Below are 13,978 nucleotides of genomic sequence, written 5' to 3'. Positions count from 1 at the left end.
TTGGGGGTCGTTGGTTCTCGATCCGCTTCCGACGATGGAAGCGGGCGTTGATCGGGAGGTGTTTTGATGACCACTGTTCATGTCGCCGCGTCCGGGCCGGACGCACAATTCCTTGCCCCGAACCAGATCGTTCCGCTTCTGATCGGTGCCACCGTCGACGAGGTCGAGCGTGAGCTCGTGATCCAGACGCTGGCGCGCTGTGACGGCAACCGCACGCGCGCCTCGCGCGTGCTCGGCCTTTCCGTACGCACGCTGCGCAACAAGATCAGGCTCTATGCCGCCTCCGGCATCGAGGTGCCCGCATGTCAGGATTAGCGCACGACATCAATCGGCCAGCGACGACGCGCTGCGCAGCCACGCGCGATCGATGAGGCGGCCGCTCGCGCCGCCGATTGATGTTGATCAAGCCCGGCACGAAGCGCGGGCGGAATTGCTGCTGTCGTCAAACGCCGCTAAGTAGCTTGCTCCAGGTGAAGGGAGCGGTGGCGTGGCAGACGACCAGGGACGACGGCCGGGGCCTCAGGGGCCTCGCGGGCGGCAAGGCGAGCCGGGACGGCCGGGGCCACAGGGGCATCCGGGCCGGCGCGGCCCCGACGGCGCACGCGGCAAGCCCGGGCCGCAGGGCAAGCCGGGCCCGGTCGGAAAGGCCGGGCCGCCCGGCAAGCCCGGTCCGCAAGGCAAACAGGGCGAAGCCGGTCCGCGTGGGCCAGCCGGCGCACTGGGACCTGCCGGGCCGCAGGGACCGGCGGGGCCGCAAGGCCCGCGCGGCGAGCCGGGTCCGCCCGGCCAATTGCCGTCGATCGAGCAGGTGCTGCCCTGGCTCGACCAGCTCTTCGATGCCTGGGACGAACGCCGCCGCCAACGCGAGCGCGAAGCCGCCGAGCGCGAAGCGCTCGAAGCCGCCGTCCAGGAGACCGACGAGGCAATCGTCGATGACGAGAGCGATGATGGCGACGATCACAGGAAGAAAAAGAAAAAGAAGAAGCAGGGCAAGGATAGCCGACGGGTCTAGTCGGGCCGATCCTCGCGCCGCGGCAGCATGCCCATGCGCTCGAATTGCCAGCGCATGGCGCGATACCAGAAATAGCCGACCGCCGCGCCGCACAGGGCGAGGATGATCACGTTCGCGCTCGAGAACGAGCCGCCCCACCACATCATCCACGCGGTCCACAGCAGCGTGAAGACGATGGCACCTGCTTTCAAAGGAAGAAGGGGGCGGCTCATATCGTGCTCCGGGCGATCAAAACCCCGGCCGCCACCATCGCAAGCCGAGGCAGCAGATACCGTGAGCCAGATCACGGAGCACGCTGCCTGACCTCACGTACCGAAGCGCAGCCGCGAACGCTCTTTCGCCTTCTCCGCCTCAACCTCGCGGTCGCGCGCCGGCGCGTTCGTATGCAGCGAGGTCAGGAGTTTTCGCGCCGCCTCGGAGACCTCGGCCACCGCACGATCGAACGCCGCCTCGTTGGCCTGCGACGGCTTGTTGAAACCCGACAGCTTTCGCACGAATTGCAGCGCGCTGGCGTGGATCTCATCCTCCGTCGCCGGCGGCTCGAAGTTGAACAGCGTCTTGATGTTGCGGCACATGCACTTTCTCCCGGCGTTTTCCTTAAGACGAAGGTCCGAGCCGAAATCCTACATCCGCCTTCTCGCTTCTGCGACCAACTTGGTGGATGCGCATCGCCACAAGCTGATCTCGCAGCGCATCATAAGCGGGGGCGCCGGCATCGCATATTATTTGAGCATGCATTGCAGTGACGGCTCAGGCTTAATCCGTGCCAACGATAGGGAAAGACGCGCAGGACAATCGCGCGCCCATGGCACGATACGCGACGAGGAGGATCGCATGCACAGGCTCGCACTGTGCGTTTGGTTGGTTGCGGCGACAGCGCTGGCAAACGTTGCGTTCGCGCGCGACAATGGCCAATACGACCACGTTCCGCCCGACATCCGCGCCTGGTTCAAGAGCGTGATCGCGCCGAACGGGGTTCCCTGCTGCGACATCTCCGACGGCCATCGCACCGAGTATGACGTGCGCAATGGCGCTTATTGGGTGCCGATCGAGGGACAATGGATCGAGGTGCCCGGACGCGCCATCATCCGCGACCAGGGCAATCCGATCGGCCAGGCCGTGGTGTGGTACGTCCACCACCGCGGCTCCATCATCATCAGCTGCTTCGTGCCGGCGGATGCGGTGTAACGCGCCTTGGTAATTTCCATTGGCTGGCGACGGCCCGATCGGGTAGCTTGAAGCCAGCTGAAGCGGAGGCACGCCGTTGACCGATCTTAGCGCCGAAGACCTCGCCACCATCTATGCCAAGCCGAGCCCGCGCGTGATAGCGAAGGCACGGCCCGCGATCGATGCGCATGCGAAGAAATTCATCGAGATGTCGCCATTCTGCGTGCTCGCGACATCGGGAGCGGACGGCAGCGTCGACGCTTCGCCGCGCGGCGGCGGCATCGGCTTCGTCCGCGTCGCCGGCCCCAACCAGCTGCTGATGCCCGACCGCTCCGGCAACAACCGCATCGACAGTTTCCGCAACGTCGTCGAAGGCTCAGGCTTCGTGCATTTGCTGTTCTTCGTGCCGGGCATCGAGGAGACGCTGCGCGTCGGCGGCCGCGGCACGCTGTCGGCCGACCCGGATCTGCTCGCCTCGATGGTGGAATTCGGCAAGCCGCCGCGCGCGGTGCTGAACGTCGCGGTCAGCGAGGTCTATTTCCATTGCGGCAAGGCGCTGATGCGCTCGAATCTGTGGAGGTCGGAGAAGGTGCAGCGCTCGGTGATGCCGAGCATCGTCACGGTCATTCACGAGCAGACCGGCCTCGGCGAACCGGCGAGCCAGGAGGCCGTGGAAGAGCTCTACAAGACGCAGCTGTAGCCGAGAGCGGTTCCGCAAAACGAAACGACGTGCGGCAACACGTGGATGGCCGGGGTCAAGCCCGGCCATGACGATGGAGGGAGCCGGGCCCGAGCTTAGTGCCCCTCGCCCTCGAGCCCGCCGACATGCTTCTGGGTGTAGAGCTCGAGGCCGATGCGGCCGATCAGATCGAGCTGGGTCTCGAGGAAGTCGATGTGGTGCTCCTCGTCGCTCATCAGCTTCTCGAACAGGTCGCGTGTGACATAGTCCTTGGCGCTGTGACAGTAGGTCGCCGCTTCCTGATAGAGCGCCCGCGCGCTCATCTCGGCGGCGAGATCGCACTCGATGATCTCCTTGACGTTCTGGCCGATGCGCAGGGGATCGAGCACCTGCATGTTCGGAAAGCCGTCGAAGAACAGGATCCGCTCGGTGAGCTTGTCGGCGTGCTCCATCTCCTCGATGGATTCCTTGCGCCAGACCTTGGCCATGTCCAGCAGGCCCCAATTGTCGAGGAAGCGGTAATGCAGCCAGTACTGATTGATCGCAGTCAGCTCGTGACGCAGCGCCTTGTTGAGATAGTCGATGACTTTTGCGTCGCCCTGCATGGTTCACTCCAGCTCTTGCAGTCCAAATCGGTCCCAAACCGAGTTTAGAACGCTTCTAAATCACTTTGCGAGCGAGAGCAACCGGCTACGGGAACCCAGCCGGGGAAAAGCTCAGCCGGAATTGCGGAAGTTTTCAGCAGGCCGCGAGGGCGAACTCGGCGGGTTCGGCGGTCTCGTCGTTGGCGGCCACGGTGTGGCTATGCGGGCAGCCGGCGCAGCAGGACTGCGCACAGGGGCCGAGCGCTTCGTCGATGATACTCTTGATCGTCCGGGCGCAGCGCCCGCATTCGGCGCTGCAGCCGAGACAGCCATAGACCTGTTTGGCATGCCGCACGGCGTCGTCGGACTCGGCGACGGCGGCGCGGATATCATCATCGCTCAGCACGTTACAGGAACAAACGATCATGGAAGCGGAAGGCCCTTCGGTGATGCGCCATCATCGATATTTAACAGGCCGGCCGGATGCAAAAGGAAAAACAGGTATTTGAAGCTATTCCAAACTGGCCTGATCAAAGCCTAGAACGGCTCTAAATCAAGCTCTTGCGCTGGATCAAGATTGTAGCCCACTAGTCGCCGCCACCGCCGCCTCCTCCTCCGCCGTCGCCACCGCCTCCGCAGTCGCCGCCGCTACTGCTGCTATCGCTGCTGGAACAGCTTGCGCCGTCGCCAGAGCTCCCCGAACTGCCGCCGGAAAACCAGCTTCCCAGCGAGAAGCCGTCATTCGTCCCGGAATAGGTGCTCTCCCCCCTACTCCCTCCGTGGCTGCCGGCGGTAGCGCGGGAGCGCCGTGCGCGGTTCTGGAGATGTGCGATCCAGCCGTAGCCGACCGCGAAAACGATCCCGGCCGCAATCAAAGCATTAACCATCGCGTTGCCCATCATCGTCTCCCGGTGGGACCCATACCAATTGGTCGTCTCCGGCAAAGGTGCCGTTCATTGATCATTCAAGCGGAATATGGAACCTTGCGGCCCAAGGGTTCCCGCGTGTTCGTCTGAAAGGTCAAGCAATGAAGAAGTCGCTCCTGGCGGTCGCTGCCGTCGTTATTCTGGCCCTGACGGCCGGAACGCCGGCCCATGCCCAGCGCGGTGTCGCGGCAGGCGTGGCCGCCGGGATCATCGGCGGCGCCCTTGTCGGCGGCGCGCTGGCTTCTCCGTATTATTACGGGCCTAGCTATGGCTACTATGGGCCGGGCTACTACCCGCCGCGCTACTACGCCCCGGGTCCAGGCTATGTTGCCGACGACTATTACGGCGGCTGCGTCTGGCAGAAGCAGCGCTTCTGGGATGGCTATGCCTGGCGCGTCCGTCGCGTCCGAGTCTGCGGCTGAGGCGCGCCAAGCCGGTTCACTACGGATGCGCCGTTCACCTCAGGGCCTGAAAAAGACCGCTTTTTCTCGTCACAGCTCCGTGTGCGTTTACCGTGGATTGACCATTTGCGCGCTTCCTAGCTGCAAGGCCAATTCCATCAGAGTGTGCGTGAACCTTTGAAACCCGGGCGCCTCTAGCAGGAGGAACCCATCTCCCAGGAGAGCCAAGAGCATGAACAAGACTTTAGTTGCCGCCCTCACGGTCGCGACGGTCGCCGGTTCGCTGGTGACCGCCGCTCCGTCCGCGAAGGCCCATGACGGCGTCGGCGCCGGTATCGCAGCCGGCCTGATCGGCGGCGCCATCGTCGGCGGCGCAATCGCCTCCAGCCGTCCGGCCTATGGCGGCCCCGTTTACATCGCCGAGCCCCCGCCGCCCGCGCCCTGCTACTGGCGCCGCGAGCGCTATTGGGACGGCTACGGCTGGGTCAGCCGCCCGGTTCGCGTCTGCTACTGATCTGATTGCCTGGCGCATGCGCGCCGCGATCGGAAAGCCCGGCCGAGAGCATCGGCCGGGCTTTTTGTTTGCGCACGCTAAAGCGCGATGCGGTTAGGATGAAGCGTCATCGCGCTTTAGGTTATTGTTTGAGCATGATCTTTTCGGAAAACCGCTTCACACTTTTCCGGATCATGCTCTATCGCGCCGCCTGGATCGAACGCAGCACCTCTTCGCTCGGCCAGCAATCGAGCTTGAGGCCCGCCGACTTCTGATAGGCGCCAAGCGCCGCACGCGTCTGCATGCCGGCCTTGCCGTCGATCTTGTCCTTGTAGAGCCCGATCCGCGTCAGCTCGCGCTGCATGGTCTCGACGTCCTTGGTGCGCAGCTGTTTCGAGGCCGCCCATGGCGTCGCGAACGGCAGCGGGTTTGTCATGCGGTCGGCAAGGTGGCCGACGAACAGCACGTAGAGATCGGAGAAATTGTATTCCTTGATGACGAAGTAATTCTTCGTGGTCAGGAATGACGGGCCGTAGATGCCTTCGGGCTGGAGCAGCGAGGCCGGCTGCGCCTGCTCGGCGGCGCTGAGCTTTTGGCCGCGTACCGGGACAAAACCCTCGCGCAGCCATTGGCCGATCGGCTTCGTCACCTCCGGCACGCCCGTCGTGCAATCGACCTTCGCCGGCGCCTGCACCTCGTAAGCCCAGCGCACGCCGCTCTGCCAGCCCTTGTTGACGAGCTGCTGCGCAGCCGAGGCCAGCGCATCCGGCACCGAGTGCCAGATGTCGATGCGGCCATCGCCGTCGAAATCGACGCCATGCTTGTAATATTCGGACGGCAGGAACTGGGTGAGGCCGGTCGCGCCTGCCCAGGACGAGCGCATGTCCTTGCGCGTGACGACGCCTTCATCGAGGATCTTGAGCGCGGCAATGAACTCGTTGCGATACTGATCCTTTCGGCGTCCGACATAGGCCTGCGTCGCCAGTACGCGCACCAGATCGTAGGGCAACGTGTGCCGGCCATAGTCTGTCTCGCGGCCCCAGATGGCGAGCATGACGGTCGCCGGCACCCCGGACTTCTTCTCGATCTCGTCCAGCGAGGTACGATGCTTTTGGAGCAGCCGCTGCCCCTCGCCTGCAAGCCGCGCGATCGAGGCTTCCTTGACGTAGTCGGCCGGCACCTGCACGAACTCGGCCTGCGACGGCGCACCCGTTGCCGGCCGCCCGGGCAAGAGCAGATCGGGCAGCTTGTAGTCGGGCTCCAGCCCGCGCGTTTGCGCATCGAACGTTGCGCGCGAAACGCCGGCCTGTTGGGCCTCCGGCCACAACGAGGCGATGAACTGGGTGAAAGCGGCGTCGGCAGCACGGACGGGCGACCAGCTGCAGGCGATGACGATCCCCGCAGCGATGAGCGCCCGTCGCATCATGCCGCCATCACCGCGTCAGCTTCTTGTACTTCACGCGGTGCGGGATGATGCTGTCCTGGCCAAGCCGGCGCATCTTGTCCTTCTCGTAGTCCTGGAAATTGCCTTCGAACCATTCGACGTGGCTCTCGCCCTCGAAGGCGAGGATGTGCGTCGCGATGCGGTCGAGGAACCAGCGATCGTGGCTGATGATGACCGCGCAGCCGGCAAAATCCTCCAGCGCCTCTTCGAGCGCGCGCAGCGTATCGACGTCGAGGTCGTTGGTCGGCTCGTCGAGCAGCAGGACGTTGGCGCCGGACTTCAGCATTTTCGCCAGATGCACGCGGTTGCGTTCACCGCCCGAGAGCGCGCCGACCTTCTTCTGCTGGTCCGCGCCCTTGAAGTTGAACGACGAGCAATAGCCGCGCGAGTTGACTTCCTTCTTGCCGAGCAGGATCAGTTCGTTGCCGCCAGAGATCTCCTCCCACACGGTCTTCTTGCCGTCGAGCGCGTCGCGCGACTGGTCGACGTAGCCGAGATGCACGGTCTCGCCGACCGTGATCGTGCCGGAGTCCGGCTTCTCCTGAGCGGTGATCATCCTGAACAACGTGGTCTTGCCGGCGCCGTTGGGACCGATCACGCCGACGATGCCGCCGGGCGGCAGCTTGAAGGTGAGGTTGTCGATCAGGAGACGATCGCCAAAGCCTTTGCTGAGCCCCTCGAAATCGACCACGTTGGCGCCGAGCCGCTCGGCCACTGGAATGATGATTTGCGCGGTCTGGGTCTGCTTCTCGCTCGCCTTCTTCAGCAGCTCCTCATAGCGCTGGTAGCGCGCCTTCGACTTGGCCTGGCGGGCCTTCGGCGACGAGGCGACCCATTCCTGCTCGCGCGCGAGCGTCTTCTGGTGCGCCGCATCCTCGCGGCCCTCCTGCTCCAGACGCTTCTGCTTCTGCACCAGCCAGGACGAGTAATTGCCCTCGTACGGGATGCCGCGGCCGCGATCGAGCTCGAGGATCCAGCCCGTGACGTTGTCGAGGAAGTAGCGGTCGTGGGTGACGATCAGGATCGCACCGGGATAGTTGCGCAGGTGCCCTTCCAGCCACGACACGGATTCCGCGTCGAGATGGTTGGTCGGCTCGTCCAGCAGCAAGAGTTCGGGCTGGTCGAGCAGCAGGCGGCACAGCGCGACGCGGCGGCGCTCACCGCCCGAGAGTTTCGTCACGTCGGCATCGTCGGGCGGACAGCGCAGCGCGTCCATGGCCTGGTCGACCTTGCTGTCGAGATCCCACAGGCCCTGGGCCTCGATCTCGTCCTGCAGCTTGGTCATCTCGTCGGCGGTCTCGTCCGAATAGTTGACCGCGAGCTCGTTGTAACGGTCCAGGATCGCCTTCTGCTTGGCGACGCCCTGCATGACGTTTTCGCGCACGGTCAGCTTGGAATCGAGCTGCGGCTCCTGCTCGAGATAGCCGACGCGGGCGCCCTCGGCGACCCAGGCCTCGCCGGTGTATTCCTTGTCGAGACCGGCCATGATCTTGAGCAGGGTCGACTTACCCGAGCCGTTGACGCCGAGCACGCCGATCTTGGCGTCCGGGTAGAAGCTCAGATGGATGTTATCGAGCACCTTCCGGGTCGGGTAGCTCTTGGTCAGGCCCTGCATGAAATAGATGAACTGGCGCGCCATCGGTCCCGTGAAACCTTCGATTTGAGGAAATTTGCTTCGCCAGCGATGTAGCGATCCCGCCCCCAAAGGGCAACGTTTTCCGTCCGTTCACCACGGATGAATACGGTCAGGAAACCATCCGGCCACCGATCCGGACAATTGAAACCATCTTTTAATAAATCAGGCCAAAGCTCGGTTTCGCGCGGAAACAGCGCCACCCGCTCAGAACGAACGGGGAGCACAGCGAGGCCGCATCATGGCTCTGATCGAGACCCATTCTCTTCCTGTTCCGGCAGGAGCCGGGCGCGACTCCGGGTTCGCCTCGGAGATCAAGGCCTTCTGGAAGCGCTTCTTCGTCACCGCCTTCAATCCCTACCGGCCCGAACTGCATTACATGCGCGGCCCCGGCCCCGCCTGGCGCGCCAAGCACGGCATGGATGCACCATTCCGCCTGAAGCCCCGCGACGTCTGAGCGACGATCCCTATCGGACTTTTGAAGACGCAGGCTGCTTGCGCGCCGGCGCGATTGCGCGCAAACCATGGCCAGGTTCCGATGACGGCGCCCGCCTGGCGCCTTCACCTCTCGCCATGGATGAACGCTGATGAGCCGGCTGCGCTGCGCAATCCTCGACGACTATTTCAATCTCGCCCTCGACGTCGCCGACTGGCCGAAATTGTCGGATCGCGTCGACGTCACCGTGTTCAGCCATCCCTTTGCCTCCGAGCAGGCCGCAGCCAGTGCGCTCACCGACTTCGAAATCATCTGCGCGATGCGCGAGCGCACGGCGTTTCCCAAGAGCCTGTTCGATCGCCTGCCGAAGCTTAAGCTGCTGCTGACCTCGGGCATGCGCAACGCTGCGATCGACATCGAGGCCGCGAAAGCGCGCGGCATCGCTATCGGCGGCACGCAATATTCCCGCGATCCGACGGCGCCGCTCACGATGGGCCTGATCCTGGAATTGACCCGCGGCATCGGCCGAGAGAACGCGCGCATGCATGCGGGCGAGTCCTGGCAGACATTTGCCGGAGTCGAGATCGAAGGGCTGACGCTCGGCATCGTCGGGCTCGGCAAGCTCGGCAGCAAGATGGCGGGCATTGCGAAAGCGTTCGGCATGAACGTGATCGCCTGGAGCCCGAACCTGACGCCGGAAAAGTGCGCTTCTGTTGGCGTCGGCTACGCCTCCAAGGAGGAGCTGTTCGCCAAGGCCGACATCGTCACCATCCACGTGGTGCTGAGCGAGCGCTCGCGTGGCCTCGTCAGCCGCGCGGATCTTGCGCGGATGAAACCGACGGCCTTCCTGGTCAATACCGCGCGCGGGCCGATCGTGGATGAGCAGGCGCTGCTGGACGCTTTGCAGCAGCGCAAGATCGCAGGCGCCGGCCTGGACGTGTTCTCGGTCGAGCCGCTGCCGGTCGACCACCCCTTCCGCAAGCTCGACAATCTCGTGCTGACGCCGCATCTGGGCTACGCGACCACGGATGGTCTACGCATCCATTACGGCCAGATGGTCGAGGCGATCGACGCCTTCACCAAAGGCGGCGAGCTGCCGCGGAAGCTGGCCTGAAACGAAAAGGGCGTGCCGACGGCACGCCCTTCGCAATCTCATCGAGTTGAGGCCCTCAGCGCACGGTGACCGGCGCGGGCAGCGGCGGCACAACGGTGGGCTGCGTCCCCGGGACCGGGCCCGCCTGGGCGGACATCGGAGCCGGCCCGGCAGCGCTCTGCGTCGGCGCGGCGGAGGCCGTCGCCGTTCCCGGCGGCGGACCACCCGGCATCACGACAACGCGGGTGCCGACCTTGACGCGCTCGAACAGGTCGGAGACGTCCTCGTTCAGCATGCCGATGCAGCCGGAGGAGACGAACTTGCCGATCGTCGAGGGCTGGTTGGTGCCGTGGATGCGGTAGACGGTCGAACCTAGATACATCGCGCGGGCGCCGAGCGGATTACCCGGGCCGCCGGCCATGAAGCGCGGCAGATAGGGCTGACGCTCGATCATCTCGGTCGGCGGATGCCAATCCGGCCACTCGGCCTTGCGGGTGATCTTCTGCACGCCCGTCCAGGTGAAGCCGTCGCGGCCGACTCGGACGCCGTAGCGGATCGCACGGCCGCCTCCGAGCACGTAATAGAGGTAGGTGTTGGGCGTATCGACCACGAGCGTGCCGGCCGGCTCCTTGGTCTGGAACGCAACCTCCTGACGGCGCAGGTTCGGCGGCAGCTGCACCGGCGCAGCATCGGGCTGCTCCTCGGGCGGCAGCGCGGCCAAGGTCACCGGGCGGCCATCCGTGCCCACGGGCGGCTGTCCGGCCTGGACCGTCCCAGTCGCGGAGGGACCGCCCACAGACTCGGGCGGACGCAGGCCATCGTTGGCGGGCGATTGCTGAGGCGGACGGTCGGCGTAGATCACCGCCGGCGGACCGGCGGGGCGGCCGTAGCGGGGATCGTCGGGCGACATCACGGGGCCCTGCGGCGCGGCCGAATAGACCGGCGGGGCGCCAGCCGGGCGCCCATAGCGCGGATCATCCGGCGACATCACCGGACCTTGGGGTGGGGCGGCCGAATAGACCGGAGGCGCGCCCATCGGACGACCGTAGCGCGGATCGTCGGCCGGACCGGGCGGGGGCAGCGAGGCATGCGGCATCGCCTCGTCGTCTTCATCCAGCGCGTCGAAATTCGGCATGCGGTCACCGGGCCGATATTCGGCCGGCGCGCCATAGCTTGGCACCTGCTGGATCGGATAGCTCTGAGCCTGAGCGAGCGAGGTTCCCGCCGCAGCGACTGTTGCGGCAGCGCATATCGTCAGAAAGTGTTTGATCATCATCGCTCTTGTATAGTCCCCAAGCCCGACCGGACCGTTAACGGCCAGATGACGGAAGATAGCGGCACATTCAAGACATATCAGGCGTATTTGCGCCGGATTTGCCGATTTGTGATCCGCAAGACTACCGTTGCCCCGTTGCATCACGGGGCTGAAATCGTATCGCGCCTTCGATGGCCGCGATGTTGGACCGCGATTTTAACGGAACGATGCGGAGACGTTGCGATATGGTCGAATTAGCCTGATTCGCCACCTTTTTGAGCTCCGATCCCGCGTGGCGAACGCGGCAAGCAGTACCGTCACCGCGTTCAGATGGCTCTTGAGCCCCGGCTACTTCCGCCGCCGGGGCGGAAATTCGCAATCGCTCAATGCTTCCCGGCTTTCGCTTCCTGTTTGCCGCGATCCTGCTGTCAACCTCCATCCTGGTGTTCGGCCTAGGGGCCGCCGCGCTGCTCCGGGCGACCCATCAGCAATATGTCAACAACCCCGGCTGGCGGAACGGGCCGCAGGAGCAAATGTTTGCGCAGGCGCCCGAGCCGGCCCGGCCGGTGCTCGCGGTGCTGCGAGCCGAGCCGGAGCCGCCCGCCGAGACCACGCCATCGCTGCGCGACCAGGTGCCGACCATCGCTCTGCCCCTGAGCGAGCCCGAACAGGTTGCTGCACTGACGACCGAGACCGACGTCCAGCCCGAGGCCGCCGCGCCCCTGGCTGAAGTGCCGGCCATCGAAGCAGCCAAGCCCGAACCGACCGTGACGGCCGCAGCGCCGGCTTCCATCGATACGCTGACCCCCGCCGACACCACGGCCGGGATTCCCGAGGCCCAGCCTGCCGCAATCGCCAGCGAGCCGGAACCAGCTGACCCGGCCCTCGCCGCCGCGGCGCTCGATGTCGCCTCCGCAAGGCTCGCTGCGCTGAACGCCGCCACAGCGGCGACGGACGCGCCGGCGAAGGTCAAGGCCGAGAGCAGCAAGGCCGAGAGCACCAAGTCGGACAGCAAGGCGACCAAGCGCAAGGCGAAAGCCAAGAAGCGAGCCCGCGTGGTGCGGCGCCCGCCGCCTCAGCAGTTGCAGCAGCAGCTCGATCCGTTCGGTCAGCAGCAGCCGGCCTTCGCGACAACGACGACCGCACGCACGCGGTGATCTTACTTCTTCACCTCTCCCCGCTTGCGGGGAGAGGTCGGAATACGCGCGTCGCGCGGATTCCGGGTGAGGGGGTACAGGTCCCTCGATAATCTCATCCTGCGGAGAGAGGCCCCTCACCCCAACCCTCTCCCCGCAAGAACGGGGCGAGGGAGCGCACCGTCATCGTGGCTGCAACCTCAAGCCGGGCCGGTCGCGATGGCCGGGCCGCCGGCCTGGCCCCATTCCGACCACGAGCCGTCATAAAGCGCGGTGTCGGTGATGCCGAGGCGGTAGAGCGCGAGCGTCAGCACGCCGGCCGAGACGCCGGAGCCGCAGCTCGTCACGATCGGCGCATCCAGCTTGACGCCGGCATTGGTGAAGGCGGCGCGGAGCTCGTCGAGCGGCTTCATCTCGCCGGTCGCGGCGTCGAACAGCAGATTGTAGGGCACGTTGCGGGCGCCGGGGATGTGACCGGAGCGGATGCCCGGGCGCGGCTCGGGCGCGCGGCCTTCGAAGCGATCGGCGGCGCGCGCGTCGATCACCTGCTCGTTGCGGCTTTCGACATTGGCGATCAGTTGCTGCATGCTGCGCACGCGGTTTGCGTCATAGCTCGCCGTGAAGGTCTCCGGCTTCGGCTTGACCTCGCCGCTCTCGGTCGCGCGTCCCTCAGTGCGCCACTTCTTCAGGCCGCCATTGAGAATGCGTACGTTGCTGTGGCCATAGGACAGGAACATCCACCACGCACGCGGCGCTGCGACCCAGCCGCCGGCATCATAGAGCACGACGGTGTCCGCGTTGGAGATGCCGAGATTGCCGACGTCGCGGCCGAACTGCTCCGCGCTCGGAAACATGTGCGGCAGCGGGTTGGAATGATCCGACACCGCATCGACGTCGAAGAACACGGCGCCCGGCAGATGCGCGGCGAGATAGTCGTCCTTCGGCAGCGGCAGCACGCCCGGCAGCTTGAAGCTGGCGTCGAGGATCTTGACGTTGGCATCGCCGATGTGAGCGGCGAGCCATTCGGTGGAGACGAGGGGGTCGGTGGCGGTGGTCATTGAAGCATTCTCCGTTGGTCATTCCGGGGCGTGCGAAGCACGAGCCCGGAATCCATCGTGCCTCAGACTCTGTGGATCAATGGATTCCGGGCTCACGCTTCGCGTGCCCCGGAATGACGGGTGGAGAGGGCAAGGCCCTCACCCCTTCTTCTTCGGCTCCCACTTCTCCGTGGGCCCGCCGGCATCGCGCCAGGCGGCGTAGCCGCCGGCGATATGGGCGACGGGCTTGAGGCCCATGTCCTGCGCGGTCTTGGCCGCGAGCGCAGAGCGTAAGCCCCCCGCGCAGTGGAACACGAACTTCTTGTCTTCCTGGAAGATCGGTTTTGCGTACGGGCTCTGCGGGTCGATCCAAAATTCGAGCATGCCGCGGGTGCAGGCGAAGGCGCCGGGGATGCGGCCGTCGCGCTCGATCTCGCGGGGATCGCGGATGTCGACGATGACGACGTCGCCGTTCTTGGAGATCTCGATGGCGTCCTTGGCGGTGAGCGTCTCGATCTCGGCATTGGCCTCGTCGATCAGCGCCTTGATGCCGCGGGTGATGGTCTGGGGCACGTGCTTCTCCCTCTTGTTGTCATTCCGGGGCGCGCGTAGCGCGAGCCCGGAATCTATTCCTCTACATGCACTGCGGCCCGATGGCTTCTGGGTTCGCCCTTCGGGCGCC

18 protein-coding genes are annotated in these 13,978 nt (G+C 65.3%); 9 read left to right on the top strand and 9 right to left on the bottom strand.

The genetic code is table 11. The features are described from left to right. The first annotated feature begins 66 nt into the window (after positions 1-66). Positions 67-315, top strand: a complete 249-nt coding sequence (locus I6F16_RS09585; RefSeq protein ID WP_225115104.1) for a helix-turn-helix domain-containing protein — start codon at positions 67-69, stop codon at positions 313-315. Between the two features lie 172 nt (positions 316-487). Further along, a complete protein-coding gene (locus I6F16_RS09580) occupies positions 488-1,012 on the top strand; it encodes a collagen-like protein (RefSeq protein ID WP_225115105.1) in 525 nt (174 codons plus the stop codon). On the opposite strand, the gene I6F16_RS09575 is transcribed toward I6F16_RS09580, so the two are convergent. Both I6F16_RS09575 and I6F16_RS09570 read right to left on the bottom strand, forming a co-directional pair. Continuing rightward, positions 1,009-1,224 carry a hypothetical protein gene (locus tag I6F16_RS09575; protein ID WP_036028500.1) on the bottom strand — a complete coding sequence of 72 codons (216 nt, stop codon included), beginning with the start codon at positions 1,222-1,224 and terminating at the stop codon, positions 1,009-1,011. The two genes, I6F16_RS09580 and I6F16_RS09575, sit on opposite strands and share 4 nt — an antisense overlap. A gap of 93 nt (positions 1,225-1,317) precedes the next feature. Next, entirely contained in the window at positions 1,318-1,587 is a 270-nt protein-coding gene (locus I6F16_RS09570) for a DUF2277 domain-containing protein (protein WP_036013210.1), read from the bottom strand. Between the two features lie 259 nt (positions 1,588-1,846). Here I6F16_RS09570 and I6F16_RS09565 point away from each other — a divergent pair, with 259 nt between their 5' ends. Both I6F16_RS09565 and I6F16_RS09560 read left to right on the top strand, forming a co-directional pair. After that, complete coding sequence (locus I6F16_RS09565) at positions 1,847-2,200, top strand: hypothetical protein (protein WP_036028558.1); 354 nt, start codon at positions 1,847-1,849, stop codon at positions 2,198-2,200. A 76-nt stretch (positions 2,201-2,276) separates the two neighbouring features. Beyond that, the gene (locus I6F16_RS09560) at positions 2,277-2,879 is read left to right on the top strand and encodes an MSMEG_1061 family FMN-dependent PPOX-type flavoprotein (RefSeq protein WP_225115106.1); all 603 of its coding nucleotides are present in this window, start codon (positions 2,277-2,279) and stop codon (positions 2,877-2,879) included. Positions 2,880-2,974: 95 nt separating this feature from the next. Here I6F16_RS09560 and bfr read toward each other — a convergent pair whose 3' ends face one another. Together bfr and I6F16_RS09550 are read right to left on the bottom strand one after the other, a co-directional pair. Next, positions 2,975-3,463, bottom strand: a complete 489-nt coding sequence (gene bfr, locus I6F16_RS09555) for a bacterioferritin (RefSeq protein ID WP_036013205.1) — start codon at positions 3,461-3,463, stop codon at positions 2,975-2,977. 133 nt (positions 3,464-3,596) lie between these two features. Further along, the gene (locus I6F16_RS09550; RefSeq protein ID WP_036013202.1) at positions 3,597-3,869 is read right to left on the bottom strand and encodes a (2Fe-2S)-binding protein; all 273 of its coding nucleotides are present in this window, start codon (positions 3,867-3,869) and stop codon (positions 3,597-3,599) included. A 600-nt stretch (positions 3,870-4,469) separates the two neighbouring features. On the opposite strand from I6F16_RS09550, the gene I6F16_RS09540 reads away from it, so the two are divergent. Further along, positions 4,470-4,790 (top strand): hypothetical protein, encoded by a 321-nt coding sequence (locus tag I6F16_RS09540; RefSeq protein WP_225112156.1) that lies wholly within the window; start codon positions 4,470-4,472, stop codon positions 4,788-4,790. A gap of 211 nt (positions 4,791-5,001) precedes the next feature. Then, positions 5,002-5,283 carry a hypothetical protein gene (locus I6F16_RS09535; protein ID WP_036013199.1) on the top strand — a complete coding sequence of 94 codons (282 nt, stop codon included), beginning with the start codon at positions 5,002-5,004 and terminating at the stop codon, positions 5,281-5,283. A 178-nt stretch (positions 5,284-5,461) separates the two neighbouring features. On the opposite strand, the gene I6F16_RS09530 is transcribed toward I6F16_RS09535, so the two are convergent. Continuing rightward, entirely contained in the window at positions 5,462-6,688 is a 1,227-nt protein-coding gene (locus tag I6F16_RS09530; RefSeq protein WP_036028508.1) for a lytic murein transglycosylase, read from the bottom strand. Positions 6,689-6,695: 7 nt separating this feature from the next. Then, positions 6,696-8,345 (bottom strand): energy-dependent translational throttle protein EttA, encoded by a 1,650-nt coding sequence (ettA, locus tag I6F16_RS09525; RefSeq protein ID WP_036028509.1) that lies wholly within the window; start codon positions 8,343-8,345, stop codon positions 6,696-6,698. A gap of 235 nt (positions 8,346-8,580) precedes the next feature. Between ettA and I6F16_RS09520 the strand changes: the two genes are divergently transcribed. Together I6F16_RS09520 and I6F16_RS09515 are read left to right on the top strand one after the other, a co-directional pair. Further along, a complete protein-coding gene (locus tag I6F16_RS09520) occupies positions 8,581-8,796 on the top strand; it encodes a hypothetical protein (RefSeq protein WP_036013194.1) in 216 nt (71 codons plus the stop codon). A 130-nt stretch (positions 8,797-8,926) separates the two neighbouring features. Further along, entirely contained in the window at positions 8,927-9,889 is a 963-nt protein-coding gene (locus I6F16_RS09515; RefSeq protein WP_225112155.1) for a D-2-hydroxyacid dehydrogenase family protein, read from the top strand. A 55-nt stretch (positions 9,890-9,944) separates the two neighbouring features. On the opposite strand, the gene I6F16_RS09510 is transcribed toward I6F16_RS09515, so the two are convergent. Then, entirely contained in the window at positions 9,945-11,141 is a 1,197-nt protein-coding gene (locus I6F16_RS09510) for a L,D-transpeptidase (RefSeq protein ID WP_036013287.1), read from the bottom strand. A gap of 368 nt (positions 11,142-11,509) precedes the next feature. On the opposite strand from I6F16_RS09510, the gene I6F16_RS09505 reads away from it, so the two are divergent. Then, entirely contained in the window at positions 11,510-12,280 is a 771-nt protein-coding gene (locus tag I6F16_RS09505) for a hypothetical protein (protein WP_225112154.1), read from the top strand. 179 nt (positions 12,281-12,459) lie between these two features. Here I6F16_RS09505 and sseA read toward each other — a convergent pair whose 3' ends face one another. Continuing rightward, positions 12,460-13,317 carry a 3-mercaptopyruvate sulfurtransferase gene (gene sseA, locus I6F16_RS09500; RefSeq protein WP_225173632.1) on the bottom strand — a complete coding sequence of 286 codons (858 nt, stop codon included), beginning with the start codon at positions 13,315-13,317 and terminating at the stop codon, positions 12,460-12,462. Positions 13,318-13,455: 138 nt separating this feature from the next. Continuing rightward, entirely contained in the window at positions 13,456-13,869 is a 414-nt protein-coding gene (locus I6F16_RS09495) for a rhodanese-like domain-containing protein (RefSeq protein WP_028179894.1), read from the bottom strand. Between the last annotated feature and the right edge of the window lie 109 nt (positions 13,870-13,978).

Source organism: Bradyrhizobium sp. IC4060, from assembly GCF_020193715.1.
GTDB classification, from domain to species: domain Bacteria; phylum Pseudomonadota; class Alphaproteobacteria; order Rhizobiales; family Xanthobacteraceae; genus Bradyrhizobium; species Bradyrhizobium yuanmingense.
Note: the sequence above shows the minus strand (reverse complement) of the source record. Positions and strands in the feature narration are given on the sequence as shown.

What these genes read in the sequence shown, in the direction of transcription:
- I6F16_RS09585 (WP_225115104.1), top strand. Translation starts at nt 67, where the DNA reads ATGACCACTGTTCATGTCGCCGCGTCCGGGCCGGACGCACAATTCCTT.
- I6F16_RS09575 (WP_036028500.1), bottom strand. Translation starts at nt 1,224, where the DNA reads ATGAGCCGCCCCCTTCTTCCTTTGAAAGCAGGTGCCATCGTCTTCACG.
- I6F16_RS09570 (WP_036013210.1), bottom strand. Translation starts at nt 1,587, where the DNA reads ATGTGCCGCAACATCAAGACGCTGTTCAACTTCGAGCCGCCGGCGACG.
- I6F16_RS09565 (WP_036028558.1), top strand. Translation starts at nt 1,847, where the DNA reads ATGCACAGGCTCGCACTGTGCGTTTGGTTGGTTGCGGCGACAGCGCTG.
- bfr (WP_036013205.1), bottom strand. Translation starts at nt 3,463, where the DNA reads ATGCAGGGCGACGCAAAAGTCATCGACTATCTCAACAAGGCGCTGCGT.
- I6F16_RS09550 (WP_036013202.1), bottom strand. Translation starts at nt 3,869, where the DNA reads ATGATCGTTTGTTCCTGTAACGTGCTGAGCGATGATGATATCCGCGCC.
- I6F16_RS09540 (WP_225112156.1), top strand. Translation starts at nt 4,470, where the DNA reads ATGAAGAAGTCGCTCCTGGCGGTCGCTGCCGTCGTTATTCTGGCCCTG.
- I6F16_RS09535 (WP_036013199.1), top strand. Translation starts at nt 5,002, where the DNA reads ATGAACAAGACTTTAGTTGCCGCCCTCACGGTCGCGACGGTCGCCGGT.
- I6F16_RS09530 (WP_036028508.1), bottom strand. Translation starts at nt 6,688, where the DNA reads ATGATGCGACGGGCGCTCATCGCTGCGGGGATCGTCATCGCCTGCAGC.
- ettA (WP_036028509.1), bottom strand. Translation starts at nt 8,345, where the DNA reads ATGGCGCGCCAGTTCATCTATTTCATGCAGGGCCTGACCAAGAGCTAC.
- I6F16_RS09520 (WP_036013194.1), top strand. Translation starts at nt 8,581, where the DNA reads ATGGCTCTGATCGAGACCCATTCTCTTCCTGTTCCGGCAGGAGCCGGG.
- I6F16_RS09515 (WP_225112155.1), top strand. Translation starts at nt 8,927, where the DNA reads ATGAGCCGGCTGCGCTGCGCAATCCTCGACGACTATTTCAATCTCGCC.
- I6F16_RS09510 (WP_036013287.1), bottom strand. Translation starts at nt 11,141, where the DNA reads ATGATCAAACACTTTCTGACGATATGCGCTGCCGCAACAGTCGCTGCG.
- I6F16_RS09505 (WP_225112154.1), top strand. Translation starts at nt 11,510, where the DNA reads ATGCTTCCCGGCTTTCGCTTCCTGTTTGCCGCGATCCTGCTGTCAACC.
- sseA (WP_225173632.1), bottom strand. Translation starts at nt 13,317, where the DNA reads ATGACCACCGCCACCGACCCCCTCGTCTCCACCGAATGGCTCGCCGCT.